The organism is Desulfovibrio mangrovi (assembly GCF_026230175.1).
In the GTDB taxonomy this organism is placed as follows: Bacteria; Desulfobacterota; Desulfovibrionia; order Desulfovibrionales; family Desulfovibrionaceae; genus Halodesulfovibrio; species Halodesulfovibrio mangrovi.
On the sequence record NZ_CP104208.1, the window covers coordinates 2,393,496 to 2,418,120 of the forward strand.

Here is a 24,625-nt window from a genome sequence, read left to right on the forward strand (position 1 = left end):
CTCCCCCTGCCCGGACAAACATGGGGACCGCCAGCTTCCCGGAAAACGCAGCTGACGACAGCCTGCCCTGAAGCAACTTGACTGAAACTAAAAAAGGGCTCCAGACGGAGCCCTTTCTGTATTCCTAAGCACGGTCATTAAACCGCCTTTCCCAGTTGAATTCCTTGCTGGTGACCACATCCTCCATGCGGCGGATGCGTTTTTCAATGCGGTCGAACTTGTCTCGCAGACGTGACACCGCCTCGGAACGCGAGCCGACATACGCGGAATAGAAATCCTTCTCCGCGGCATCCTGTGGCATGTAGACGGGCTCCGGCTTCACAATGAGGCCCAGCAGCACATAGATTATCGCCACGGGCCAGAATGCGGTGAAAATGGCGGCAAAGATAAAGGCCAGACGAACATAGCGAACCCGCACATCAAAGTAACGGGCCAAGCCCTTGCACACCCCCATGACCTTTCCGTCGCGGGCGCGGTACAGAGGCTTGCGTCCTTCGTACTGATACCAGCCTCCGTCGCCCCCGTCGTGATAGCCTCCGCCATGACGGAAGCCGTTACCGCCGGAACCACCGCAGAAACGGTCATTGCAGCCCCGGTCACGACCTTGAGGCCCATGTCCGAAATCCGAACGGTTACCGTACATATGTCTACCCATCCTTCCGTTCCTTTTCCATCAGCAGGGATTCCAGCACCTCGATGCGTTCCTCCATGCGGGCAAGGGAGCGATACATTTCCTGAATCATACGGGCTTCATCCATGGCCTGCGGTTCGCTCTCGGGTTTACGGCGCTCACGAAGCAGCTTGAACACGAGGAACACGCACAGCGTGGGGATGATGAGCCAAAAAAGAAAGAAAGGACCGTGAGGCATGCCAGCTCCGAATGTGTGCATTAGTTACCTTCCAGATATCGCCACTGTCTGTTGTGTACCCCACCTGTGCAGTGCGGACAAGCGCTAGCTGTTTTCACGGGTTCCTTTGCCAAGACGTTCCTTCATGGCTGCAAGCTCGCGTTCCACCTGCTCGGATCCTTCCAGTTCGCCGAAACGGGCCTCAAGCGAACCGTCGCGCAGGGGAAAACCGGCCACATCCGCTTCGGCTTCCATGCGTTCCACGCGATGCTCCAGTTCCTCAAAGCGACGTACAGCATCGTAACCGTCTGCCCGCGTGGCATCCATACGCGCCTGCTTGCGCACAACGGCGTGTGCCTGACGCTGCACCAGCAGTCCCTGCTTTTCCTTGGTGGCCTTGAGCTTGGATTCCAGCACGCCCAGATCTTCCTGCGCCTGCGCCACAAGGGCTTCGCATCCGGCAAGTTCCCGATCCAGTGCTTCAACCTTGTCCATCTCACGATGCTTCTCGATAAGCGCTTCACGGGCCAAATCTTCACGTCCCTTGGCAATGGCCAGTTCAGCACGCTGTTCCCACTTCTCCACGGCTTCCAGCACGTAGTCACGTTCGCGACGGATACGCTTGCACTCGGCCATGGTTCCGGCACAGTTGGCCTTCAATTCAACAAGCGTCTCTTCCATCTCGCGGATCATCATGCGGATCATCTTTTCGGGATTCTCCGCCTTATCCAGCATGGCGTTGACGTTGGAAGCGATAATATCCTGAAAACGGGTGAAAATGCCCATAACGGCCTCCTGTTTGGTGTGATCTGACACCTTGTGAAAGGCAGTTTCCATGCCAAAGCAGACAAAATGGACAACCAATTGAATTAACGTGACAATTCGCTTCGCTCCGCAATTCGACGCATGGCACAAAAAGATTATCATATGGCATTATTTACCAATATATGGCACAACAAACCATGACAACGCGCAACACATCGCCTGCTCTCACCGAAGCCCTGGGCAGTTCAGACGCCTTTCTTTCCTTTCAGGAGGACCTGTCGCGGGCAGCTGCCGTCGAACGCCCCATTCTCATCATCGGGGAACGCGGCACCGGCAAGGAACTGGCCGCCGCCCGGCTGCACTACCTCTCTTCCCGCTGGCAGAAGCCCATGATCACGGTCAACTGCGCATCGCTGACGGAATCGCTGCTGGAGTCGGAGCTCTTCGGCCACGAAGCGGGTGCCTTCACAGGAGCCGCCGGTCGCAGAACGGGCCGTTTCGAGCAGGCAGACGGAGGCACACTCTTCCTTGACGAAATCGGTGCCATGCCGCTGCGCATGCAGGAAGCCATTTTACGTGTCGTGGAATACGGCACCATGCAGCGGGTCGGCGGCTCCCGTCCCCTACAGGTAGATGTGCGCATCATCGCCGCCACCAATGCAGACCTGCCCGCCATGGCGGCAAAGGGCACCTTCAAACCCGACCTGCTGGACCGCCTGAGCTTTGAGGTTCTCACCCTGCCGCCGCTACGGGAACGCGGAGAGGACATCCTGCTCCTTGCCGAGCGCTTTGCCGCATCCATGATCGTGGAAATGGGACTCCCCGGCCTGCCCGAGCTTTCCGATGCATTCATCGCAGCCCTGTACCGGCACCCATGGCCGGGCAACGTGCGCGAACTCAAGAACACCGTTGAACGGGCAGTCTTCCGGCAGGGAACGCAACTGGGCGAGCTTCCCCTCTCTCCGTTCGCCTCCCCCTATACACCGCATGTGCCCCACCCCACTACAGCAGCAGAACCCTGCAGGGAAATTTCGGACGCCACCGCCACAATGCAGGCTGCTACGGACCAGCCGCCCGATCTGTCCCGCCCCCTGCAGTCTGTGCTGGAAGAAATCGAAATGCGCTATCTTGCCGAAGCGTTGCAGCGGGCAAAACATAACCAACGGCATGCCGCAGCCCTGATGGGGCTTCGGTATCATCAATTTCGCGGGTTGTACCGCAAGCACAAGCAGGCTATAGAAGGCACATGATGTCCCGTGATGTTTTCAAACATCCATACGTAAGGACGTGATCCCGACATTCCGGCCCCACTCCCCCGCAACGACTTTTCAGCCGCCCTCCGCACCATTTCGAGGACCATATGACCAGCCCGAAACGTAACGTATACCTCAAGACCATCCCCATTCCGGAAGCCGTAGAAAAAGCCCGCGCCGCTCTGGACCGGGACCAGCTGATGCGTCCCGTATCCATCCCCGTGCATGAAGCGGCAGGCAGAGTTCTCTCCGAAGCCGTTTTCGCCCGCTTTTCCTCACCCACCTTCCACAGCGCGGCCATGGACGGGTATGCGGTTAACGCAAAAGCCACGTTCGGCGCGCGCGAAGGTTCACCGCTGGTGCTGACGGAAGGCAGGGACTGCATTGCAGTGAACACGGGCAACCCGCTGCCGGAAGGGTGCGATGCGGTCATCATGATCGAGAACGTCACCCGCGCAGGCGAGGCGGCCATTTCCATCGAAGCCCCGGCCTTTCCATGGCAGCATGTGCGCCGTATCGGGGAAGACATTGTGGCAACCGAACTGCTCTTTCCGCAGAACCACCGCATTTCTCCCTATGACATAGGCGCGCTGCTCAGTGCGGGTATCTGGGACGTTTCGGTATGGGAGCCGGTCCGCATCGCCATCATCCCCACAGGTGACGAAGTACTGGACTTCACCACGCGCCCCACCCCCAAAGCCGGACAGGTTGTGGAAAGCAACTCGCAGGTGCTGGCCGCCCTGGCCAGACAGCTCGGCTGCGAGGTGCAGCGCATTCCCCCCGTGGCCGACAAGCGGGAGGCCCTGCAGAACGCCGTGAACGAATGCCTTGCATCGGCCGCGCACATCGTCATCATCTGCGCCGGTTCTTCGGCGGGTTCCAAGGACTTTACCCGTTCCACCATCGAATCCTGCGGCGAGGTGCTGGTCCATGGCATTTCCGCCATGCCCGGCAAGCCTTCTCTGCTGGGAACATGCAAGGGCAAGCTGGTGGCGGGAGCCCCGGGCTACCCGGTCAGCGCCATTGTCTGCTTTGAGGAACTGATTGCCCCCATCATCAGTTGGCTCGGCCGCGCGGAGCACACGGCACGCAGAACCGTTCCGGTGGAGTTGACGCGCAAGGCCCCCTCCAAGCTGGGTGTGGAAGAATTTTTGCGACTGTCCGTGGGCAAGGTGGGAGACAAGTATGTCGCCACCCCGCTGGCCCGTGGCGCAGGCTGCATCACCACCGTTTCCAAGGCGCAGGCCCTTACCCGCATTCCCGTCCAGTCTGAAGGGCTGGAACAGGGCGGCACAGTGCGCGCCGAACTCATGGTGCCGGAGAATGAACTGAACAGCATTCTCGTATGCGTGGGCAGCCACGACAACACGCTGGACATTCTGGCCGACGAACTCATGGGCTTTACTCCGCCCATCCGTCTCACTTCCAGCCACGTGGGTTCCATGGGCGGCATACTCGCCACCAAAAGCGGCTCATGCCATTTTGCCGGAGCCCATCTCTTCGATCCGGATTCCGGCGATTACAATTTCCCCTTCCTTGAACGCTACCTGCCCAACGCCGATGTCACCCTCGTGAACCTTGCCATCCGGCATCAGGGATTCATGGTTCCCAAGGGCAACCCCAAGGGCATCCGCTCCATTCACGACCTTGCGGACGGCTCTATCCGGTTCATGAACAGGCAACGCGGGGCAGGCACCCGCATCCTGTTTGACCACCACCTTCGTGAAGCGGAAATCAACCCCGCGCAGGTTACCGGCTACGACAAAGAAGAGTTCACGCACATGGCTGTCGCCGTAAACGTGCTCACCGGCGCAACGGACACGGGACTCGGCATCTACGCGGCGGCCAAGGCGCTTGATCTGGATTTTGTGCCGTTGGCCCGAGAGCGGTACGACCTGATCATTCCCAACCATTTCATGGAAACCGCAGGCGTGCAGGCCGTTCTGCGCCTGTTGGCATCGCCCACCTTCCACGCCCGCATCGAGGCGCTGGGAGGCTACGAAACGACCCTGACGGGCCAGATCATGAAACCCGGAACCGGACTGGGAGAATAACCATGCGCATCATCAGTACGGCATTCGAAGACGGCGGCCTCATCCCCTCACAGCACACCTGCGACGGCGAGAATATCTCGCCTCCGCTGGAATGGAAGGATGTGCCGAAGGAAGCCAAGTTCATGGCGCTCATCTGCGATGATCCCGATGCCCCCGGCGGCGTATGGGACCACTGGCTGTTGTTCAACCTGCCTGCTGCCCATGAGGGGCTGGATGCAGGCATTTCCCGCGAGTTCGACCCGTTCCCCGGCGTTGCCCACGGCCTGAACAGCTGGAAGCACACCTGCTATGACGGCCCCTGCCCCCCTTCCGGCACGCATCGCTACTACTTCAAACTCTACGCGCTGGACAGCCGCATCAATCTCAAACCCGGCGCAACCAAGGGCGATATTCTGCGCGCCATGGACGGACACATTCTCGCCCAGTGCCACATCATGGGCCGTTACGCACGCAAATAACCGGTTCGCGACAATCCGTGCAGATTATCACCACCGCCTGCCGCACTTTGGAACACGACTTGCTTGATTTCTGAAGGGCTCCAAAGGCGGAAAAATTTACTCACAGGCTCCCGTAACCGGTTCCGCCATGGTGCTTTCTCGTTGAGAACCCTTGTTATTTCAGAGGGTGTGTTGACAGGAAATTGGGGCTCCCCTAGGATCGGTTACCAACCTACTAAACGTTTTCAAAAAGAGACCGACAGTGTTCTTCATAGGGAAAGAATTCATAAAACCGACCAAGAAGCTGCGCATGCTGGCCATTCTGCAGGCGCTGTCCGAAAACAGCCGCCTGAGCCAGAGCCGCCTCGGCAAATTCAGCCACACCAGCAGCGCCATGGTGCATCAATATCTTTCCGATATGCAGAAAACCGGACAGCTGGTATTTCAACCGGTGGACAAGAAGAGCTTCATGTACAGCCTGACCGAGAAAGGTTCTTCTGACCGACGCGACATGATGGAAGAGTACTGCACTGAAATGGTGCAGGCCTATGCCTCCATCAAGAGACTCATAAAGAGAAGATTGGAACCACTTACGGAAAGAGGACTCAAGCGGGTTGCCCTTTTCGGGGCTGCGGAAACCTGCGAGCTGGTGCTCACCGCTCTTGAGGGCTCCGGTTTCGAGATTGCAGGCATTCTGGACAATGCGCCCCAGAAGCAGGGCAAGACGTTTCGCAATCACACCATCCTCGCCCCTGCCGCTCTCGCAGACCTTGATGTGGAAGCAATTGTCATCACGTCATTCGCCCAGCAGGACGACATTTTCAACCAGCTCGTGTCCATGCCGTCTGCAGCCGACAGGGAGATAATCAGACTATGAAAACCGCACACCACATCCGGCTTCGTTCCGGGCGGATCATAGGGGATGGCCACCCCTGCTTCATCGTTGCCGAAGTAGGCAACAATCATCAGGGCGACATCTCCCTTGCCCGCCAGATGGTGGAAGAGGCCGCCCGCGCAGGTGCGGACGCCATCAAATTTCAGAAGCGCGACAACGCCGCCCTGCTTACCGCAGAAGGGCTCAACGCCCCCTATACCGGCCCCAACAGCTTCGGCCCCACCTACGGCGAACACCGCGACGCGCTTGAACTTTCCATAAAAGAAATGGCGGAACTCAAGGCCTTTTCGGAATCACTCGGGCTGGTCTTCTTCGCCTCCGCATGGGACATGAACAGCCTTGAGGCCATGAACAGCCTCAATCCCGAGTTGATCAAGATCTGCTCCGCAGACCTTGTCAACACTCCCTATCTGCGCCGTTGCGGCGAAATGGGGCAGCCCATCATCATTTCCACGGGCATGAGCGATTACTGGCAGATCGACAAGGCAGTGGCTGAACTGCGCCGCTATCACAACGACATTGTCATTCTGCATTGCAATTCATCCTACCCCTGCCCCGAAGAGCAGATCTGCCTGCCTGTCATGCATGACATCCGCGCACGGTACGGCCTGCCCACGGGCTACTCCGGCCATGAGCGCGGCCTTGCCCCCACGCTGGCAGCCGTGGCGCTGGGCGCAGTGATGGTGGAACGACACTTCACGCTGGACAAGACCATGCGCGGCACGGACCATCAGGTCTCCCTGGAACCTGCGGAACTGGCCATGCTCGTCCGCATGACCCGCGAGATTGAAAGCTCCCTCAAGGGAGTGGAAAAGAAGATATACCCCGGCGAAGCCGCTGCCGCACTCAAGCTGCGCAAATCCATCGTTGCCGCCCGGGACATTGCTGCAGGCACGGTCATCACCGCCGCAGATCTCATGGTCAAGAGTCCCGGCAGCGGTCTTTCTCCCGACAACTGGGACGACGTCATCGGCAATACCCTGACCCGGGACGCCAGGTGCGACGAGCAGATCCTGCCGGAGATGCTGGCCATTCCCGTCAACGGCGCCGCCTAGCCGGAGCATGGCATGCGCATAGTCCACTTTGCCGTCACGCCGCTCGCAGGGGCTCCCCTGCGGATCGTACAGGCGATCAACGCCCATACGGAGCATTCTGCCCGGCTGGTGGACCTGTGCCGCTACGGCACCGAAGACTTCGGTCAGGACGTCGTCTTCAGCGAAACGCCCGAACTGGTCATGGAGCTTGTGGAACAGGCGGACATCATCCACTTCCACAACTATCTTGATCTGGACAACACCCAGTTCGCCCCCATTGATTTCAGGAAATTGCAGCGCAAGGGCAAGCTCTTCATCCGGCATTTCCACAGCCATCCGGAACTGGTGGCCTCCCGCATGGGCATTACCGCGCAGGAACTGCTTGCGCAGGACATTCCCGCCCTTGTCATCGCCCAGTTTCAGGAACGCTTCTACCCCAAGGCCTACATCGTTCCTAACTTCATTCCGGAAGACGATCCTCTCTACATGCCTGCGCCGACTCCGGTCCGGCATGATGTCTTCTTCAGCCCCACCAACTTCAAAGGGGCATGGGACTGCCGTTGGAACACCAAGGCCGCCCCGCAGACCCAAAACGCCATCATGGCGGCCTGCAAGCAAGCCGGAGCATCGTGGGTGCTAGTGCACAAAACCCCGCTGTACCGCACGCTTGCCCTGAAGCAGGCATCGCGCATCGTGGTGGACGACCTGACCACCGGCAGCTACCACCTGACGGGACTGGAAGCCCTGAGCCAGGGCAAGCCGGTACTCGCCTATCTGGACGAACGCACCAGCAGCATCATGCAGCATTTTTCCGGCACCGCTGAGAACCCGTTCATCAACATCAAGCTGGAAGACGCACTGCCCGTGCTGAACTACCTGCTTTCCTCCCCTGACGAGGCCGCAGAGATCGGCGCAGCTTCCCGCGAATTCATGCAGACCCGCTGGCGTTCCGGCGAGATGGTGCAGCGCATCAGCGAGGCGTACGCCATGCTGGCACATGACCCGACGTCACTCACCCGCCAGCCGGAACTTGCCCTTGGGTGCAGCACTCGCAGGTTCTTTGCGCTGACCCTGCCCGACATCATACACACCAGCCGCAAGGCACGTGACAAGGCCCAGATCCGTCCCCAGACCCAGCCCCTGCATCTCATGGATGAAACGAATGATGGCATGGGCGAATCCAACTCTCCGGACAAGCAGGTAGCCTGAACATGACCAGAAAACGTATTCTCGTAACCGGCGGAGCGGGCTTTCTGGGTTCGCACCTTTGTGAACGACTGCTCGCGGCAGGTCACGACGTGCTGTGCGTGGACAATTTCTTCACCGGCAACAAGCCCAACATCGTCCATCTGTTGCAAGACCCGTATTTCGAGGTGCTGCGCCACGACGTGACCTTTCCGCTCTATGTGGAAGTGGACGAAATCTACAATCTCGCCTGTCCCGCCTCGCCGGTGCACTACCAGTACGACCCCGTGCAGACCGTCAAGACCTCGGTGCACGGCGCCATCAACATGCTGGGACTGGCAAAACGCACGGGCGCACGCATCTTTCAGGCCTCCACCTCCGAGGTATATGGCGACCCCACGGTGCATCCCCAGCCGGAATCCTACTGGGGCAACGTGAACCCCATCGGCCCCCGCGCCTGCTATGACGAAGGCAAACGCTGCGCCGAGACGCTGCTTTTCGACTATCACCGCCAGTACGGCCTTGATATCAAGGTAGCCCGCATCTTCAATACCTACGGGCCGCGCATGCATCCCGACGACGGGCGCGTTGTCTCGAATTTCATCGTGCAGGCGCTGCAAGGCAAGGATCTGACCGTCTACGGCGACGGCAGCCAGACCCGCTCGTTCTGCTATGTGGACGACATGGTGGAAGGCTTCATCCGCCTTATGGACGACACTCCGAACGGATTCACCGGACCGATCAATCTGGGCAACCCGCGCGAATTTACCATTCTTGAGCTGGCGGAGAAGATCATAGACAGAACCGGCAGCAGCTCGAAGGTACAATTCAAGCCCCTGCCGGTGAACGACCCCATGCAGCGCAAACCCGACATTGCGCTGGCACAGGAAAAGCTGGAATGGGAACCGGCCGTGCAACTGGATGAAGGGTTGGACAAAACGATTTCCTATTTCGAGAACCTGCTGGCCAACAAGCTGCCGTAACGGCAGAGGGGCCGCAGTCCGCAGAGAGGCGGGCAGGTCGCACGCCTATGATTCAGGCATGCCGGGGGCTCCCTCTTCCCCTGCGAGCATCGCCTGCTCGTGCCGCACCATCTCCCTGACCACGTCAGGCATGAACATGGTGGCCTTCCACCCCAGTTCCTCGTGCGCCACGCGCGGGTCGCCGACACTGCTCGCAATATCGGAAGGACGGAACAACGCGGGATCGGTATGCACATGGTCCTGCCAGTCCAACCCCACACAGGCAAAGGCTTCACGCACGAAATCCCGCAGGCTGGACTGCACGCCCGTGGCGATCACATAATCGCGGGGCTCCGGCTGCTGCATCATGCGCCACATGGCCTCCACATATTCCTCCGCCCATCCCCAGTCCCGCTGCACATCAATATTGCCGAGATGTAGGGTTTCTCCGCTGCCCGCAGCGATGCGGCAGGCAGCCGCAACGATCTTTCTGGTCACAAAGCGGGGGCTGCGCAGCGGCGATTCGTGGTTGAACAACACGCCGGAACAGGCATGGAGCCCGTACGCTTCGCGGTAGTTAGCCACTTCCCAGAAGGCTGTGGCCTTGGCCACAGCATAAGGGCTGCGGGGGGCAAAAGGCGTACCGATGACCGCGGGAACACCTCCCACATCGCCAAAGCTCTCGCTGGAAGCGGCGTTGTAAAGCCGTCCCCTGCTGCCGAAGAAACGCATCGACTCAAGCAGGTTCAGCGTGCCGATGACATTGCTGGTCATGGTTTCCAGCGGCTGTTCGAAGGAGAGACTCACGGAACTTTGCCCCGCAAGATTGTAGACTTCATCCGGCTGCACCAGCTTGAGCACATGCAGCACGCTGTGCAGTTCGGTGATGGACATGGAATGGATGGTCACGTTCCCACGCACGCCCAGCCGTTCCAGCCGCCAGAAATTGGTTGTCTCGCGGTCGCGCGAAGTGCCGTGCACCTCATAGCCCTTGGCCAGAAGACTTTTTGCGAGATAGGCCCCGTCCTGTCCGCTGATGCCGGTAATAAGCGCACGCTTGGTCATGACCGCCTCCGTTCCTGCAGGTTCTTCGCCACCAGAGGCAGATAGATGTCCCGGAACACGGGATACAACGCCTCCCAGTCGTAGGTCCGCACACTGTTCCGGCCGTTGGCCGACATGGCGCTGCGTAATCCCGCATCCGTAAGCAGGGTGCAGGTCCTTGCCGCCAGCGCCTCGGGAGTATCCTCCACGAAATAATCGGTGCCGTGTTCAAGGGTCAGACCTTCCGCGCCGATGGAGGTCGTCACCACGGGCAAGCCGCAGGCTGCCGCCTCAATGATCTTGGCCTTGATGCCCGAACCGAAACGGATGGGCGCAAGCGCCACCTTTTCCCGCCGGTAGCAGGGTCGCAGATCGTCCACCCATCCGGGAACCTCTATCCCGTCACCGGCCAGCGCCTGCAATTCCGGCGGCGGGCTGCCGCCCAGCAGGGTCAGCGTGGCTTCCGGAATCCGGCCTTTCACGAGGGGCCAGACATCCTGCGCCAGATACAGGGCGGCGTCCACATTGGGGTTGTGGCGGTAGTCTCCGCAGAATACCACGCCATACGGCCGGTCTTCCAGCACATTGTCCAGCGGTGCGTTGAGCCATGCCACATCCTGCCCCGTGGGAATGACCGTGATATCCAATTCCGGCAGTTCGGTGAGAAGAGTTTCCCTGTCCGCCTCGGTCACCGCGATGACGGCATCCGCCCTGCGACAGGTCTCAAGTTCCTGACGCCGCTCGCGCTCCCAAGTTTCACGTGCTGCGGCATCCGCACCCTGCACGGAAAAGCGCCGTTCCTCGCGCTTGTACTCCACGTCCATTTCGTCGAGCACCACGGGAATGCCCAGCGTATCCCACATACCCTCAAGACAGATGTGCATCCAGAACCGTTCAAGGTGGATGATGTCGAAACGTTCCTCGCCCAGCAGCACACGAACCCTGTCGGGCAGCTTGGGGGAAAACCTGTCGGAGCCCTCGTGCGGGTAATTGAAATGAACGGCTTCCACCCGTGCCCCCAGCGCTTCAAGCGCGGCAACGTCTTCCGGCTTGTCGAAGATGGGCATGAAATAGGTGGCTACGACCACGTCAAAATCCCTGCATAGCATTTTGACAAAGAAATACAGACGGGTAACGCCACTTGAAGCGAACCGCTTGGGCAGGTTCTGTGAAATGAACAGAAGGGACGGTTTGCCTGATGCCATGGCTACTCCCCGCGCGAAGCGATGTATTGTCCGTAGACAGCGGCATAACGTGCCAGAAACGCGTCCCTGTCATCCGGGTGCAGCGCCTGACTGGCCACGGCCTGTTCCTGCACGGCGGCGTGATTCCGCGCGAGGGTTCCGGCCTTGTCCCAGTTACGCACGAAATGCAGCATGAGCTTGGCAAAACCTTTTTCCGCTTCCTCCGCATGCATGCGCTCCCTGTACCGGCTGAACAGAATCTGGTTTTCCACCAGCAGCCGGGGGAGGAACCCACGCCACGCCCGCAGGGTTTTGCAGTCGTCATGCCAGCGGAAGAAGGCCAGCGTCTCTTCCAGCTTTTCCCAACGGCACCCGGAATGAATCAGATGATGCCACAGGTCCACGTCCATGAAATAATCAAGAGCAAGGTCGAACCGGAAATCCGCCATGGCGCTGCGCCGGAAGAACACTTCCGGTGTGACCAGCAGCCATTCCACCCCGCCCGTAAACGGCGAGACCTTTTCCGCCGCATTGACGAATGAACGTTGCGGGGCACCGGCCAGCGGGGCATCGTCCGATGTCATCTGCAGGCAGTTGCCGAGCACGACATCAGGAGAAGTGCCGCCCTCTGCTACGCCCGCCATAAAACGTTCCACCGCACTGGCAAACGCGCCCGGCGCAAACCAGTCGTCCGCATTCAACCAGACCACAACATCGCCCGAAATGCGGTCCAACGTCTTGTTCAGGGCGTCTGACTGGCCCTTGTCCGGTTCGCTGACCCAGTCCAATTCAATACTGAGACAACCGCCGCCCAGAGTTCCTTCCGCCACTTCCCGCCGTAGGCGTTCCAGAATGCCCAGCGTGCCGTCCGTGGAACCCGCATCCCTGAGCACGGACTGGATACGGAAATTCCCCTGCTGCCCGAGGACGCTGCGCAGCGATTTCTCCAGATACCGTGCGCCATTGAGGCAGGGCGTGATGACGGAAACAGTCAACGGACGGTTGCTCATGCGCCTTCCCCTGCGGCCTGCGCTTCCAGCGAAAGAAGGCGCAACGAATTTTCAAAATGACAGGAGAGCATGCAGCGTCTGCACCCGGCAAGTTCCCTGCGTGCGCTGTCAAAGGCTGCCGAACGCCACAGAGTGGTCAAATCCGCTTCCCGCAGTGACCCAATTGTTCTGTCCATGCCCCAGCAGGTGACAAGATTCAACGACTCGTCCACGCAAATTTCACGCTGCGGACCGATGCACTTTTCCAGCCCCAGCCAGCCGCCGTCGCGCACAAAGGCGGCCATGCTACGCAAATATTCCGGCGAATTGGTAACGGGTGCCCCTTGCTCCTTCATCGCTATCAGCCGTTCGGCGGCCGCTTCCAGCGTCTGCCAGTCCGGCAGCAGGGAATCGTCCGCGTTGGCCAGATGCACATCGTCCGCGTAGAGCTGGAAGGATACAAGCAGACCATGTCTGTTGGCGAACGCCACAAGAGAATCCAGCGAATGCACGTTGCGGGCGGACACGGTGACGGAAATGCCCATGGGCATCAGCTTCAGGGCCGCCGCAGCCACAAGATGCTGCATGGAACGCGACAGCGGAATGCCGCGAATGACCTGATACAGGTCGGCATCCAGCGTATCCAGCGACACGCTCAGGCTCCCCAGTCCTGCGTCTGCAAGACTGCGCAGGCGGGTTTCCGTCAGCAGCACGCCGTTGGTGATCAGCGCCGGATACATGCCCAACGCCTTTACACGCCGGATGATGTCTTCAAGATCGTCGCGCAGCAGCGGTTCACCGCCGGAAAAACCGACAGCGGCGCAACCCAGCTCCGCAGCCTGCTCAACAAAGTGCAGCAATTCCGCCAACGCGGGCTCCGCTGCAGTTCTATCCTCGCGCCACGCACGACAATAGGAACAGCGCGAATTGCACCGCCCCGTCACGTTCACCATGGCCCTGTTCGGTACTGTGTTCATCGTTTTCTCAACCAGAGACTGCTGCATCCCTCAACCCACGGATTGGCCGGGTCCCGCTGTGTGAAGGCAGGCACATCGCGCGAAACCCGTTCCGTGAACATCTGTGCGAGGTAGCTGTTGAACAACATGATTTCATATCGCCCGTTGTTTTGCAGGAAGGCCCTGAGCATGTAGCATTCGTTCCAGAACCGTCCCCCCATGACCCATGAACGGGGGTACTCGAAGGGGTAGAAAATGTCGTGAAAATGCACGATCACCCCGGCGGACAACACGGGCAGGACATTGAACAGCAGGTGGTTCAGATCGCTGCCCACCTTGCTGACATGGCTGGAATCCACGAACAGCACATCACCCGCCTCCAGCGTGCGGAACACGTCCAGATCCACCTGCTGCACGGGCTGGCGCAGCACGGTCGCGTTCTGTTCGTCCCCTGCGCGAAGCAAGGAATCCAGTCGCTCGGGATACGGGTCGATGAACGTCATCTGCAGACCGCCGTCCAGAAACAGGTCGTTGATGTCCAGAATGGCGGCAGAAGAATGGCCCGAGCCCACCTCGATCAGCCGTGAGGGACGGAACTTGCGGAGCATGCCATAGAGCGACCATGCATCCCCGTAGCCGAAAAAGCCGTTGGAAAGTCCGTAGCGCAGCCTGCCCGCCTCTTCACAGAAGGGAAACTCGTCTCGGTATGCCAGCATCTCCTCCCACAGGGCGAGCTGGGTGTCCGTCCGCAGGTCCACGTCGGTGATGTCCGCCGGGCCGAATACAGTTTCCTGCCGCGCGGCAATGTCCTCAAGGTCGGGAACGGGGCTGTAGTAATGGCCGGACGGAAAGGCGTTGCAGTCGTAGCGGCCCATATCGCTGAGCAGATCTCGGTACACGGCCAGCGTGTCCGCAGCGGTCTTTTCCCATGAGAAGGTGGTAACTGCCTCAAGCCCCCTGCGCGTTCTTTCCGATGCGTGCCCCTCATCCAGCACGGCGGGAAACACCGTGGCCAGCTCTTCTGCCTGCGCGGGATCGAAGAAGAACGGCACATCCCCCGCGACCTCGCGGGAAGAAGGAATGTCCGATGCAATGACGGGGCACCCGCAGGCCATGGCTTCCAGCAGCGGGATGCCGAAACCTTCGCCGTAGGAAGGGTACACAAAACCGGCTGCGGCGTTGTAATAACGGCACAGTTCCTCGTCCGAAACCATACCCTTCGCCTTCACCCTGTCCTGCAGCCCAAGCGCGGTCACAAGCTGCGTCTCCTTGTCGGAAAGCGGCTTGCCCACCACATACAGGTCAGCCTCCCCATTATGCTTCCACTGCGCAAAGCCCCTGAGCAGGCCGTCGAAATTCTTGTAATGATTGCGGTCGCCCACATACAGGAAGAAGGGGTTTCCGCCCGCAACGTCCGTCAGTTCCTCCGCAGCAAGGCGGCGGAACAGGGGATTGTAGCTCAGGTGCACCACACAGACCTTGGCCGGATCGATATCAAGAATATCCAGCACGTCCTGCCGCGTGTTTTCCGAAATGGCTATGACCCTGTCCGCATCGAGAATGGCGTTTTTGCGACGCTCGCGCAGGGCATCGTCCCACGGGTCGCAGAACAGGTTGCTGAACCGCTCGGGCACCATGTCGTACAACGAAACCACTCTGGGGCCAGCCCACTCGCGGGGAGGCGTGAAATAGGTACTATGCCAGATGGCGCTGCGCGAGCTGCGAAGCAGCGGGTCGCATTCGCCATACTGGTAGGCAATGAACGGATGCCTGGGCAGCGGCTGCATGCTCGTACCATCCGTGAGGATGGTCACCCGCAGGTTCCTGTCCCGTTCGCACATGCGCGGCAGGGTTTCGTTAAATACCCGCGAGATGCCGCCCTTGGCCTGCACCTGATAAATGAATCCTTCTATGACAAGCTGCATACGTGATCCGATTAGAGCGGCAGCCCGAGGGCGTCCGCAAGGTATTGCCGCGAAAACGCCCGCTTGGCGTCAATGCTCTGGTAGGCTGCGGCATAGTCGAAGTTTCCGTTCAGCACGGCGGCAAGGTCGTCGTTCTCACCCGCAATGCTGTGCGCAAGACCCGCGTCATCCAGAAGCGTGCCGACTTTGTTGCGTCTGTAGTCCGTCATGTACATGCAGAACGGCTTGCGGTGCAGAATGGAGTAGATCATGCCGTGGAACATGGTGGTAACCACGCAGTCGCTCTGCATGAAATAGCCGAGCCACTCGAAAGGCGTGACGATGTCGCGGTTCACGTCACACCACTCACGGTAATACCCCAGCGCCACGGTCTTTTTGCCGGTCTTGCGGGCATGGGCTCGAATGCTCTCGATCATGGGCGGCGTGAAGAAACCGTAGACGAGGATATAGTCCTTCTCCTCCGGCAAGACCGCCTGCGCGGAAAGGTCCGTCAGAAACGTGGGATCAAGCACGATAGGAGCCGCCGTGCCGGTAATGCCCTGCACCACGCGCGAGGCATTGGCGTCGCGCACCGAGATGGACGAGAACCGCCGCAACCCATCGCTTACAGACTCAGGGATGACATCGCCCGCGTTCACGGTACCGAAACTCGGCGCATAGGAAACAAGCCTCCGCGCCTGCACGCCGTGCGAAAAATACACGGGATCAAAACCGATGAGCTCGGTGGAATAGTTCCAGACCTCATCGCTGCCCACAACCACCGCATCAAAGGTGTGGCGGGCAAGGTCTTCCTGCGAACGCAGGCGCGGCGTCATGTTCAGCAGGGCATGCGCTTCTTCGAACAACGCCATCTTGCGCATGTTGCGTGCGGTAAGCTCGGCGTTGTTGGGCAGAATGAAGCACTGGCGTTCGCGTTCCTCGAAGCCGGGATTCTTGTAGTTCACCACCTGCACGTCCAGCCCCTGCGAGCGCAAGTAAGAGTACAACGAATACACCTGACAGAATGCGCCGTAGTTTATGCCGTCGTGAAACGTCAAAATACCCGTGGTCATGCAATGCCTACCTTCAGCCGTTCTGTTTCTTCTGCGCGAGCACGCCCTGAATGGCCTCTTCCACCCGCGCGCGCACATCGTGGGCATGCCTGTGCTCGGCATATACCGCAGTGGTGGCCAGCCTGAGGCTGTCGCGCAGCTCCATCCATTCATTTTCCCCTGCATCATCCCGCCGCTGCGGTGTCTGACGCAGCACGGGCGGTTCCATTCCCGACTCACGCATGAGATGCAGCCGGTGCCGCAGATCGCGGCGCTTGATCAGCTCCACGCCTTCCATGCGCTTGCGCACGGGCTCCGCCGCAACATTCTCAAGAAAAATATCTCCACGCTCCCGCCCCATGGAAAGCAGACGCGCCGCCGCCGCCGAGCGCACCATCACGAAATTTGCCCCTGCGTTGCCGTGGCAATGGGGTTCGTCCACCGCATCCGCAAAACTCACGTCGGCCAACTCAGCTGTTATGTCGTCGCAGAAATTGCAACCGGCCACTTTGAAGCAATCATGCCCCCACAGCCAGCCCATGCCTTCCGTCTGGTAGATTCGGCCCTGCCTGAGGTTGTCTCCCGCTCCCGAACGGCATTCGAAACGGTGGTCGAGCTGATGCCGTTGCGGGTCCTTCACGCGGAAGCGCACCCTGTCCGCCGAGCCGGCATCCAGCCCGCAACGAACACAGAGGTACTCCGCAAAATAACGGCTGCGGGCCTGCCCGCAGGTGAGCCCCACAGTCATGACAAGCCGTTCCGCAAGAACGGGAATGCGTTGTGCAGCCAGCCGGAAGCCACGAATGACACAGGGAAGCCCCACCAGCGCGTATCGTCCTTCCGTGGCGGCCAGTTCCGCCAGCACATCGGCGGCATGCACGGGGTAGTATGCGGAGCGCGAGGCCGCCCGCAACGCCTGCGGCGAATCAAGCAGCGCAAAACGGAAAAATGTGTCCGGCCCCTCTGCGGGAACCACGCAGACCACACGGTCGGCAAGCCCCTGCTCCAGCACCTGTTCCAGAAACCATGTGGTCAGGCCGCCGCCCGCACCGTTTTCCCTGTGCCCGTGCACGAGCGAATACCCGGCATGAAGGGCCAGATAACGGCCCAGCACCTCGTCTGCAGATGATCGTGATGAAGGGAACAGTCTGCCACTCATATCGGTGGAATCCTCGTTCCCCTCGCACAGCGGGCAGACGGAAAGGCAGGTGCCGCACTGCACGCAGGCATCAGAATCACGCACCGGAGCGGGAATGCCGGACTCGTGCCACGCCATGCGCAACGCCCCCGTTCCGGTCACGGCCATGCAGGCTCCGGCACAGGTGCCGCAACCGACGCAGCGCCCCTGCATGACTATGCGTTCATAGACCGTTTCCATCACACTCATCGCTGTTCCGCCTACTTCACCGCTTCAATGAAGGCCACGGCCCGTGCGGCTGCGGCGTTGTCCGCACCATACTCTTCGGCGACATGAATGTTGAAATATTCCACATGGGCGCTCTGCTCAAGGCTGCTGACGTTCCAGCCGTCCTGCGTGTAACCGTAGATGGATACCTTGACCGACGAGCACCCCTTGAAGGCGCGGACAAGGTCTTGCAGCAGGGCCGCGTCGAACTGCTCGGCAAACACGGAACCGCTGCGCCATTCGATAAGCTGATGCACGCCGTACACCACGGAAACGAGGAGCTTGCCGCCGGGACGCAGAATGCGCACCAGTTCGCCCACGGCCTGTTCGGCTTCCAGCCCGACCGTTCCCGCTTCATGCCCCTTGGTGTAAAGCCGGTTGTCCATACCCACATGACCGAGGGTGGAAATGGAAATGACCTCGTCAAACCAGTCGTCGCGGAACGGCATGTTACGCAGGTCGCCGTATTGGTAGGAAATCTTCCTGTTCCAGAAGCAGTTGTCCTCGGGAGCGAGGGTGAAGATGGTGAAGTCCTTGCCCTCGATTTCAGGACGTCCGATGATCTCCGGATAATTGAAGCAGGACCCCGCATCGAGCAGGCGGCCTTCGCCACGGGAAAGGCGCGACAGCACCCACGGATATTCCACCACGCGTTCGTCATAGCCGTGCCCGAACCCCTCGGGCAAGGTGGCTTCGCACGCAAAGAGCGACATCACGTCGGCATCGCCGAGGCTCTGCTCCACAAAGGCAAAGCGGCTGGCGAGATACCCGCGCGACCACGGCCTTCTGCCGTTCTGTTCATACAGGGCAATTTCATCTGCCCGCCGTTCCGGTATCAGTATCTGCGGTTCAAGCATTCCGGCCACTCTCCGTACTAAGAAAATTTGTCATGCCGCCGTTGCTCCATGTGCCGCTGGCCTCATCGTATTCCCCCAGTTCCAGAATACGGTCATACACCTTTCGATAGCTTTCCGGCAGCGGCTGCAGCGGTTCGGTCTTCTTCCAGCATGCGGGGGCGATGTCCGTTACCACATGATCAGCCATGCATTCCCGGCAGGCGAGCAAGTCATGCCATTCCCCCGCCATGATCTTTCTGCGCAAACGCGTGGCCTTGGGGCCTTCCCAGCTGTGAGAAATGGAATTCGTGTTCAAATCTCCGGTGACAAGCGTTCCTTCCGCATCCAGACAGCAAAGCACGGTGGTTCCGTCCCACAGCACGTCCACACGCTCGAACGGCTTGTCGCAGAGGCGCTTGTCCACTTCGTCTGACGCATGGAAAAGATCCTTGGTCAGGTTTTCCGCCTCGATCATGCGGTGGATGAACCACGGCTGCACCTGAAAATTCCTGTGCCTGCCGAATTCATTGTAGAAATCCTCTTCCGTTTCGCCCTCGTTATACTTCGTGGGCATCATCTGGGGACGGATGAGCAGGTCAGGCGCTGCAGCTATGGCATCGTGAATATTCCTGCGCACGGTCTCGAAATCTCCGCCGGAACGGATGATCTTGTACACCTCCGGACGCAGGGTATCGATGGTGACCATGATCTCCTTCATGCCCGCATCCTGCAGACGGCGGGCCATGTCGCCCGTGAGCATCATGCCGTTGGTGCTCAGGCGCGGATGCATGCCGAATTTGGCAAGCAGCGCAACACCTTCCACGATATGCGGCCAGAGCAAGGGCTCACCGAAGAAATGCAGGGAAGCAATGCCGTGTCCGTTGTCCGCAGCGTCTTCGGCGATTCTGGTGAACAGCCCGAAATCCATCATCCCTTTCTTCCGCTTCAGGCGGGGATAGGAACACATGGGGCAACGCAGGTTGCAGACGCCGCACACCTCAATGGCCAAGGTGGCTTGTTCCGGCCACTTCAATTCTCTTTTCAACTGGCTACTCATGGTCATACCCGTTCTTTCCCGGCACGGCCTTCACCATTTTGGCAGGATTACCGGCCACGATGGTAAAGGGAGCAACGTCGTTCACCACAACGGAACCGGCGGCCACGATGGCGCCTTCTCCTATGGTGACTCCGCGCATGATGGTGGAATTGAATCCGATCCAGACGCGTGGCCCTATGACAATAGGGGCCGAGGAAGCCCCAGGGCGGGGACCGGATTCTGTTCCCATGACGATCCGCCAATCCCGCACCCGTTCATCGGGATCGACAGGATGGCCGATGGTGTCGAATATCTGCACTCCGTGCGAAATGAGGGTCAGGCTCCCGATGGTTACGCTGCTTTCGGAACTGATGATCGTATCATCGCCGACATACACCTCGTCGCCGATTTCGATTCGGCCTCCCCGACCGCCGCAACGCAGCAGCCCGCGCAGATACACCCGGTCGCCCAGCGTGATGTCCTCGCGGGCCCCCAGATTGGTGCACCACGCGTTGGGGCCGAGGAAGCAATCCCTGCCCATGACGCACTTACCGTCAAAAGCTCCCCAGACCTCGCCTATCCTTGCCTGCTCAAGATATCCCAGCAGCTTTCCGGCAAGACGGGCCAGTAGGGAGGGCTTGGGGCGAGCATAGATATTCCCCTTCGCATAGGCGTGACGCTTGTTTACCGGCATTCGACCTCCGCGGCCTGCAGTCCGGCGGATGCAGGATATGCATCTGCGGCATCAAGCCCGACATAGTCATAATTCAGAAGGTGCCGGCGCTTGCGGGCAACCTGAATCCGTATCATCTCGACGAGCTTTTCATCCATGGGAGAATAGCGCTCAAGCAACGCCACCGCATCGCGCAGGTACTTCTCGTCGTCATAATCCGCATAGACCCTCACGTCCGGCAGAATGCGGCATTCAACCCGCGACAGCATCATGTAAATGTACGTGTAGACCTTGGCGCGCTCCATCTGTTCCGGCGTCAGCCGCCCGAGCGTGTGGATGTTCCGCAGGGTTTCGAAATACGCTTCCTGAGTCTGCGGTTCATGAGTGAAACCAAGCCCCGAGTACATGGCTTCGCCCGCGAGCACGCAGGGAATGCCGAAACTGGAATACTCGATTCCTGCGGTACCATAGACGGTGAGCACCGCATCCACGATGCCCGGCAGTGCCCGGCTGCCCCATTCGTTGCGGTAGAACTGCACGTGCGGGCAATGCCCCGCCCACTTTTCGTAAACGTCCTTGCTGGTCACCTTGACGGGATTGACGACATCCGAGGGATGCGCCTTCACCAGCCAGTTGACGGAGTTCACGTCCGCGATGGCCTGCACGGTCTTTTCAATCCAGACGTAGTTGTCCCTGAACAAACGCCAGCCGTTGGCGAACACGCCGTCGTTGAGCATGTTGCCCATGACCACCACAATCGGCTTGGCAGGATCCCAGCCGAACCTCTCGCACAGGGATTCGCGAGTCTCTCCGGCATTCACGGCGTAAGCTATGCTGGCATCGGGAATATCGTTCCGCCGCACGTTGCCGGAGAACCTGTCGGCCATGAATTCAGCACCGAGCTGCACAGCGTGTTCCCGGTAATTTTGCCAGACATGCTCAAAAATGGTCCTGCCATACCTGTGGTTGGCGCGGTAAAAATCCTCAGGTCCGGTTATCCTGAAGATGCTGAAACTCGTCGGCCCGCCAGTGCGGCAATACACGGTGGAACTATTGGCAACAGCAGCCTGACAGACGATACCTTCCGGCGCGTACTGCCGCTCGGCCTGCACGACAACAGGAAAACGGCCCCCCGAGAACAATCTGGAGAGAAACTCAAGATAGCCGATGCCTGTGGCGAGCATGGCGAAAAACAGCACCGTATACGAATCCACCGTGGCCAAACCGTGCCCGCGCAGATACCAGTCGTACACGCACTTGCCGACATAGACGCCCTGCATGGTCTCCTCCAGCAGGTCATCCACGCCACGGTTGGCGGCAATCATACGGAATGCGCCGAAGCCCGCCCTCAGTCGCCCGCGAAGAGAAATATCGCGATCACTCAGATAAAGGAATTCATGGATGCCGTAGGCGCGGAACATCGCCTCAATTTCGTCGTTGGGTTCATGGAGCAAACCGACACCGCCGAGGCCGTGCTCACGCATGTGGTAGCTGCCGATGACCAGATTGGTCATGAGGTAGGCCTTATGGGGATTGAGCCCTTCAATCAGCACCTTCTGCTGCGAATCGCTTCCCGGCAGATCGCCTATGCCCCACGCCGAAGCGTTGACCTTGCCAAAGTCACGCAACGCCTGCGAAACGGGCCGCTGCACGGCCTGACGGCGCTGCCGCCTCTCCGCAGCCATCTTGAACGGCAGACGGCCCAACCACAGCAGGAACAGCAATCCCGCCCTGAAGAATCCGCCCATACGTTTTTGCTCTTTCATTTCCGTTCCCTCCGTCAACCTATGCGTGGCAATCGGGTCGGCTGGCGGCGTGTCGCCGCAATCAATCGTTCACTAAATTATCAATTCCGTACAAACAAAACTGCCCGCAAAGCTACTTCTCACCGCAACCGGGGCAATTCCAGGCACGCGCCTTGAGCGTCAGCCTCTTGGAATAGTCCAGCAGGGCGGCAAATCTGTCATGCGAATGCAGGCCCACTTCCCGCGCATGATGGCTGCGCACGCTGTACAGCGTCTTGGGGATGTGCAGAAAACGCGCCCCGCCCATGGCAAACCGCAGATAACATTCATGGTCGTCGGCCATGGCGCTCTCGTCATAGTAACCGAACCGTTCATGCAGCGAACGGCGGTACAGCGTGGAAACACCGCACAGATACCAGTCGCCGAAGCTTCTGGAAAACTCGTATTCCGGCAACCGGAATTCACGCATGATGCGCCCCGCATCGTCCACGATGAACATGTCCGAATAAACGAAGTCCGCACTGCCTTCATGCAGGGGAGCCGCCAGCGTGGAGAGCATCTGCGGATGACACAGGTCGTCGGAGACCACAAAGGAACAGAAGTCGCCTGTCGCCATGCGGAAACCGCGATTGTAGGTAGCCGTGGAGCCCATGTTACGCTCGTTGACCACAAAGGTTATGGCGCGGCCTTCGCGCTCGTAACGCTTGTGCCATGTCCGCTCCAGTTCACCCGTGGCCTCGTTGTAACGCGAGGCATAGGAAACCTCCTGCGCGTCCACATTGGCCAGCCAGCCGCGAATCACGTCCTGCGAGCCATCCGTCGAGCAGTCGTCCACGATGATGATCTCAAGCTTTCCGTAGTCCTGAAAGTAGATGGAATCGAGACACGCCTCTATGTACGGGGCGTGATTATAGCTTGGGACAACGATTGATATGGTTTCCATATGAAGCCCGATGAAAATGTCCTTCTGAAGAGCCGCTGGCAGAACACATGCTCAACAGCCCGTTTTGCACACGGCGGTCCTGCTACATTATGACGTCACGTTCCGCATCTGCGGCAACTCAGATCGCAAAGACGTATACGGAGCCCGTAATCCCATCCGAAATATACAGCACGTCTTCTCCGTCCCGTTTTCCCGTAGCCATGGAGAGGGCGGAAACACCCAACACTCCCAGTTCCTTTTCAAGGGAATAGGAAAAGAGCAGCTCCCCTTCAGCATCCAGCTTGATCACGGTATTGCCGGACAGAAGAAAACGGTGGGTACCGACGGCAACAAAACCCCGCACAATGGGATAGGACAGGCCGTGCCCCGAAGGCAGCCTTTTGCGGGTTGCCGCCTCAATCCTTGCCGCCTTCGCGTGCGGCCATGCGAAGAAGTACAGCTCTCCGCCAGCACGAAATACACGCGCAGGGGCCACATCTCCCGCCGGTTCATGCAGGCGCAGTGTACACGCCGCCTGCCCGATGCGCAGTTCCGCCCATACGCTTCCGCCGGTCTTTTCGGCGGCAAACACCAGATAATGACGATCTCCAGCTGCGCAGCCATAACGTATCCTGCCCTGAAGCTCTTTCAGAACATCATACGAGGAAAAATCCACGGCCCGCTCAATACGGTCATCCTTTCCCAGACAGACCAGACGGTTGTTGCCATAATCACAGATCCACACTCCGTCCTGTCCGTCGGAATAAATGCAGAGCGGCTTATTGATGCCGCAATCCAGAGGAGCAAGCTCCGCGCCGGTTGCCGTGTAACGGCGCACCACATTCTTCCCGCTGTCCGCAAGATACAGCGTCCCGCAGGAGGGGCGGCAGGCTACCGACATGGGAACTCCCCCCACGGCAGACCCGAGGGTTGCCACATGCCTGAAACGGTACCGCGACAACCGCTCCCGAACTGCCGCCAGTACAGGTTCGCCGGAGACGGAAACGCATGCAGCCTCGACAGTGCCGTCATCAGGGGCATGGCACAACAGTTCGCTTACGGCATAGTCCGCAGTGCGCACGTCTCCCGATTCCAAGGCATCCTGCAGCATGGCAAGGTGAGCAGTCCGCATGGCCCTGGGCATGTTCACATGCATATCCGACTGCACAGCGGCCATGCGCCTCTTCATTCCGGCGCTCAGAACTTCCAGATCCATCCCGGCTTGAAGGCGGCTTCCGGCAAGCACGTGCAGAAACTCGGCATCATCTTCGAGCCTGTCGGCCAATTGCCGCAACCCGTTGCGATACCGCTGCGAGAGTCCATCGGGGTGCGAGCCCGTCGCATCTTTGACAGCCTGCGGCAGAAAATGCCCATCACCGTCGCCAGGGCAAACCGGCAATGGTAGGGTTACAGACCTTACGTGGTCATCTGCTCTCTCGGATACAT

General features: G+C 59.6%; 24 protein-coding genes. 8 read left to right on the top strand and 16 right to left on the bottom strand.

The window, feature by feature from the left end; all coding sequences use genetic code 11:
- Nucleotides 1–124 precede the first annotated feature (124 nt).
- The 3 genes from pspC to pspA form a co-directional block, all read right to left on the bottom strand.
- Nucleotides 125–655, bottom strand: coding sequence for an envelope stress response membrane protein PspC (gene pspC / locus N1030_RS10950; protein ID WP_265825522.1), 531 nt, complete (start codon nt 653–655; stop codon nt 125–127).
- A complete protein-coding gene (locus N1030_RS10955; RefSeq protein WP_265825523.1) occupies nt 648–869 on the bottom strand; it encodes a hypothetical protein in 222 nt (73 codons plus the stop codon). Before N1030_RS10955 ends, pspC begins: the two co-directional genes overlap by 8 nt.
- Nucleotides 870–953: 84 nt before the next feature.
- Nucleotides 954–1,634 carry a phage shock protein PspA gene (gene pspA / locus N1030_RS10960; RefSeq protein WP_265825524.1) on the bottom strand — a complete coding sequence of 227 codons (681 nt, stop codon included), beginning with the start codon at nt 1,632–1,634 and terminating at the stop codon, nt 954–956.
- 176 nt (nt 1,635–1,810) lie between these two features.
- On the opposite strand from pspA, the gene pspF reads away from it, so the two are divergent.
- The 7 genes from pspF (at nt 1,811) to N1030_RS10995 (ending at nt 9,454) form a co-directional block, all read left to right on the top strand.
- Entirely contained in the window at nt 1,811–2,863 is a 1,053-nt protein-coding gene (pspF, locus tag N1030_RS10965; protein ID WP_265825525.1) for a phage shock protein operon transcriptional activator, read from the top strand.
- 110 nt (nt 2,864–2,973) lie between these two features.
- On the top strand, nt 2,974–4,920 hold the full coding sequence (locus N1030_RS10970; RefSeq protein ID WP_265825526.1) for a molybdopterin biosynthesis protein: 1,947 nt from the start codon (nt 2,974–2,976) through the stop codon (nt 4,918–4,920).
- A 2-nt stretch (nt 4,921–4,922) separates the two neighbouring features.
- On the top strand, nt 4,923–5,378 hold the full coding sequence (locus N1030_RS10975) for a YbhB/YbcL family Raf kinase inhibitor-like protein (RefSeq protein WP_265825527.1): 456 nt from the start codon (nt 4,923–4,925) through the stop codon (nt 5,376–5,378).
- Nucleotides 5,379–5,619: 241 nt separating this feature from the next.
- A complete protein-coding gene (locus N1030_RS10980; RefSeq protein WP_265825528.1) occupies nt 5,620–6,234 on the top strand; it encodes a winged helix-turn-helix transcriptional regulator in 615 nt (204 codons plus the stop codon).
- A complete protein-coding gene (locus tag N1030_RS10985) occupies nt 6,231–7,307 on the top strand; it encodes an N-acetylneuraminate synthase family protein (RefSeq protein WP_265825529.1) in 1,077 nt (358 codons plus the stop codon). The genes N1030_RS10980 and N1030_RS10985 overlap by 4 nt, the downstream gene beginning before the upstream one ends.
- A gap of 12 nt (nt 7,308–7,319) precedes the next feature.
- A complete protein-coding gene (locus N1030_RS10990; protein WP_265825530.1) occupies nt 7,320–8,495 on the top strand; it encodes a glycosyltransferase in 1,176 nt (391 codons plus the stop codon).
- A gap of 2 nt (nt 8,496–8,497) precedes the next feature.
- On the top strand, nt 8,498–9,454 hold the full coding sequence (locus N1030_RS10995; protein ID WP_265825531.1) for a UDP-glucuronic acid decarboxylase family protein: 957 nt from the start codon (nt 8,498–8,500) through the stop codon (nt 9,452–9,454).
- Between the two features lie 45 nt (nt 9,455–9,499).
- Here the strand turns inward: N1030_RS10995 and N1030_RS11000 are convergent, their stop codons facing one another.
- From N1030_RS11000 to N1030_RS11060, 13 genes are all read right to left on the bottom strand, one after another.
- Nucleotides 9,500–10,498 carry a GDP-mannose 4,6-dehydratase gene (locus tag N1030_RS11000; RefSeq protein ID WP_265825532.1) on the bottom strand — a complete coding sequence of 333 codons (999 nt, stop codon included), beginning with the start codon at nt 10,496–10,498 and terminating at the stop codon, nt 9,500–9,502.
- On the bottom strand, nt 10,495–11,682 hold the full coding sequence (locus tag N1030_RS11005) for a glycosyltransferase family 4 protein (RefSeq protein ID WP_265825533.1): 1,188 nt from the start codon (nt 11,680–11,682) through the stop codon (nt 10,495–10,497). Before N1030_RS11005 ends, N1030_RS11000 begins: the two co-directional genes overlap by 4 nt.
- 2 nt (nt 11,683–11,684) lie before the next feature.
- Nucleotides 11,685–12,671, bottom strand: a complete 987-nt coding sequence (locus N1030_RS11010; protein WP_265825534.1) for a glycosyltransferase — start codon at nt 12,669–12,671, stop codon at nt 11,685–11,687.
- Entirely contained in the window at nt 12,668–13,627 is a 960-nt protein-coding gene (locus N1030_RS11015; protein ID WP_265825535.1) for a radical SAM protein, read from the bottom strand. The genes N1030_RS11010 and N1030_RS11015 overlap by 4 nt, the downstream gene beginning before the upstream one ends.
- Nucleotides 13,624–15,531 (bottom strand): glycosyltransferase, encoded by a 1,908-nt coding sequence (locus N1030_RS11020; RefSeq protein WP_265825536.1) that lies wholly within the window; start codon nt 15,529–15,531, stop codon nt 13,624–13,626. Before N1030_RS11020 ends, N1030_RS11015 begins: the two co-directional genes overlap by 4 nt.
- 11 nt (nt 15,532–15,542) lie before the next feature.
- Nucleotides 15,543–16,583, bottom strand: coding sequence for a polysaccharide pyruvyl transferase family protein (locus N1030_RS11025; RefSeq protein ID WP_265825537.1), 1,041 nt, complete (start codon nt 16,581–16,583; stop codon nt 15,543–15,545).
- A 13-nt stretch (nt 16,584–16,596) separates the two neighbouring features.
- Nucleotides 16,597–17,949, bottom strand: a complete 1,353-nt coding sequence (locus N1030_RS11030) for a Coenzyme F420 hydrogenase/dehydrogenase, beta subunit C-terminal domain (protein WP_265825538.1) — start codon at nt 17,947–17,949, stop codon at nt 16,597–16,599.
- A gap of 11 nt (nt 17,950–17,960) precedes the next feature.
- Nucleotides 17,961–18,824 (bottom strand): methyltransferase domain-containing protein, encoded by an 864-nt coding sequence (locus N1030_RS11035; protein ID WP_265825539.1) that lies wholly within the window; start codon nt 18,822–18,824, stop codon nt 17,961–17,963.
- Nucleotides 18,817–19,866, bottom strand: coding sequence for a radical SAM/SPASM domain-containing protein (locus N1030_RS11040; protein ID WP_265825540.1), 1,050 nt, complete (start codon nt 19,864–19,866; stop codon nt 18,817–18,819). The genes N1030_RS11035 and N1030_RS11040 overlap by 8 nt, the downstream gene beginning before the upstream one ends.
- A complete protein-coding gene (locus N1030_RS11045) occupies nt 19,853–20,533 on the bottom strand; it encodes an acyltransferase (protein WP_265825541.1) in 681 nt (226 codons plus the stop codon). The genes N1030_RS11040 and N1030_RS11045 overlap by 14 nt, the downstream gene beginning before the upstream one ends.
- On the bottom strand, nt 20,524–22,278 hold the full coding sequence (locus tag N1030_RS11050; RefSeq protein WP_265825542.1) for a hypothetical protein: 1,755 nt from the start codon (nt 22,276–22,278) through the stop codon (nt 20,524–20,526). Before N1030_RS11050 ends, N1030_RS11045 begins: the two co-directional genes overlap by 10 nt.
- Before the next feature lie 112 nt (nt 22,279–22,390).
- On the bottom strand, nt 22,391–23,200 hold the full coding sequence (locus N1030_RS11055; protein ID WP_265825543.1) for a glycosyltransferase family 2 protein: 810 nt from the start codon (nt 23,198–23,200) through the stop codon (nt 22,391–22,393).
- 118 nt (nt 23,201–23,318) lie between these two features.
- Complete coding sequence (locus tag N1030_RS11060; RefSeq protein ID WP_265825544.1) at nt 23,319–24,329, bottom strand: NHL repeat-containing protein; 1,011 nt, start codon at nt 24,327–24,329, stop codon at nt 23,319–23,321.
- Here N1030_RS11060 and N1030_RS11065 point away from each other — a divergent pair, their 5' ends adjacent.
- Nucleotides 24,330–24,584 carry a hypothetical protein gene (locus tag N1030_RS11065; RefSeq protein ID WP_265825545.1) on the top strand — a complete coding sequence of 85 codons (255 nt, stop codon included), beginning with the start codon at nt 24,330–24,332 and terminating at the stop codon, nt 24,582–24,584. It begins immediately after the preceding gene.
- Nucleotides 24,585–24,625 lie beyond the last annotated feature (41 nt).

Excerpts from the sequence above, each read along its gene's own strand:
- N1030_RS11050 (WP_265825542.1), bottom strand. The coding sequence starts at position 22,278 with ATGAAAGAGCAAAAACGTATGGGCGGATTCTTCAGGGCGGGATTGCTG.
- N1030_RS10990 (WP_265825530.1), top strand. The coding sequence starts at position 7,320 with ATGCGCATAGTCCACTTTGCCGTCACGCCGCTCGCAGGGGCTCCCCTG.
- N1030_RS11065 (WP_265825545.1), top strand. The coding sequence starts at position 24,330 with ATGCATATCCGACTGCACAGCGGCCATGCGCCTCTTCATTCCGGCGCT.
- N1030_RS10995 (WP_265825531.1), top strand. The coding sequence starts at position 8,498 with ATGACCAGAAAACGTATTCTCGTAACCGGCGGAGCGGGCTTTCTGGGT.
- N1030_RS11010 (WP_265825534.1), bottom strand. The coding sequence starts at position 12,671 with ATGAGCAACCGTCCGTTGACTGTTTCCGTCATCACGCCCTGCCTCAAT.
- pspC (WP_265825522.1), bottom strand. The coding sequence starts at position 655 with ATGGGTAGACATATGTACGGTAACCGTTCGGATTTCGGACATGGGCCT.
- N1030_RS11040 (WP_265825540.1), bottom strand. The coding sequence starts at position 19,866 with ATGACCATGAGTAGCCAGTTGAAAAGAGAATTGAAGTGGCCGGAACAA.
- N1030_RS11035 (WP_265825539.1), bottom strand. The coding sequence starts at position 18,824 with ATGCTTGAACCGCAGATACTGATACCGGAACGGCGGGCAGATGAAATT.
- N1030_RS11000 (WP_265825532.1), bottom strand. The coding sequence starts at position 10,498 with ATGACCAAGCGTGCGCTTATTACCGGCATCAGCGGACAGGACGGGGCC.
- N1030_RS11045 (WP_265825541.1), bottom strand. The coding sequence starts at position 20,533 with ATGCCGGTAAACAAGCGTCACGCCTATGCGAAGGGGAATATCTATGCT.
- pspA (WP_265825524.1), bottom strand. The coding sequence starts at position 1,634 with ATGGGCATTTTCACCCGTTTTCAGGATATTATCGCTTCCAACGTCAAC.
- N1030_RS10975 (WP_265825527.1), top strand. The coding sequence starts at position 4,923 with ATGCGCATCATCAGTACGGCATTCGAAGACGGCGGCCTCATCCCCTCA.
- N1030_RS11015 (WP_265825535.1), bottom strand. The coding sequence starts at position 13,627 with ATGAACACAGTACCGAACAGGGCCATGGTGAACGTGACGGGGCGGTGC.
- N1030_RS11025 (WP_265825537.1), bottom strand. The coding sequence starts at position 16,583 with ATGACCACGGGTATTTTGACGTTTCACGACGGCATAAACTACGGCGCA.
- N1030_RS11030 (WP_265825538.1), bottom strand. The coding sequence starts at position 17,949 with ATGAGTGTGATGGAAACGGTCTATGAACGCATAGTCATGCAGGGGCGC.
- N1030_RS10970 (WP_265825526.1), top strand. The coding sequence starts at position 2,974 with ATGACCAGCCCGAAACGTAACGTATACCTCAAGACCATCCCCATTCCG.
- N1030_RS11055 (WP_265825543.1), bottom strand. The coding sequence starts at position 23,200 with ATGGAAACCATATCAATCGTTGTCCCAAGCTATAATCACGCCCCGTAC.
- N1030_RS10985 (WP_265825529.1), top strand. The coding sequence starts at position 6,231 with ATGAAAACCGCACACCACATCCGGCTTCGTTCCGGGCGGATCATAGGG.
- N1030_RS11020 (WP_265825536.1), bottom strand. The coding sequence starts at position 15,531 with ATGCAGCTTGTCATAGAAGGATTCATTTATCAGGTGCAGGCCAAGGGC.
- pspF (WP_265825525.1), top strand. The coding sequence starts at position 1,811 with ATGACAACGCGCAACACATCGCCTGCTCTCACCGAAGCCCTGGGCAGT.
- N1030_RS11005 (WP_265825533.1), bottom strand. The coding sequence starts at position 11,682 with ATGGCATCAGGCAAACCGTCCCTTCTGTTCATTTCACAGAACCTGCCC.
- N1030_RS10955 (WP_265825523.1), bottom strand. The coding sequence starts at position 869 with ATGCCTCACGGTCCTTTCTTTCTTTTTTGGCTCATCATCCCCACGCTG.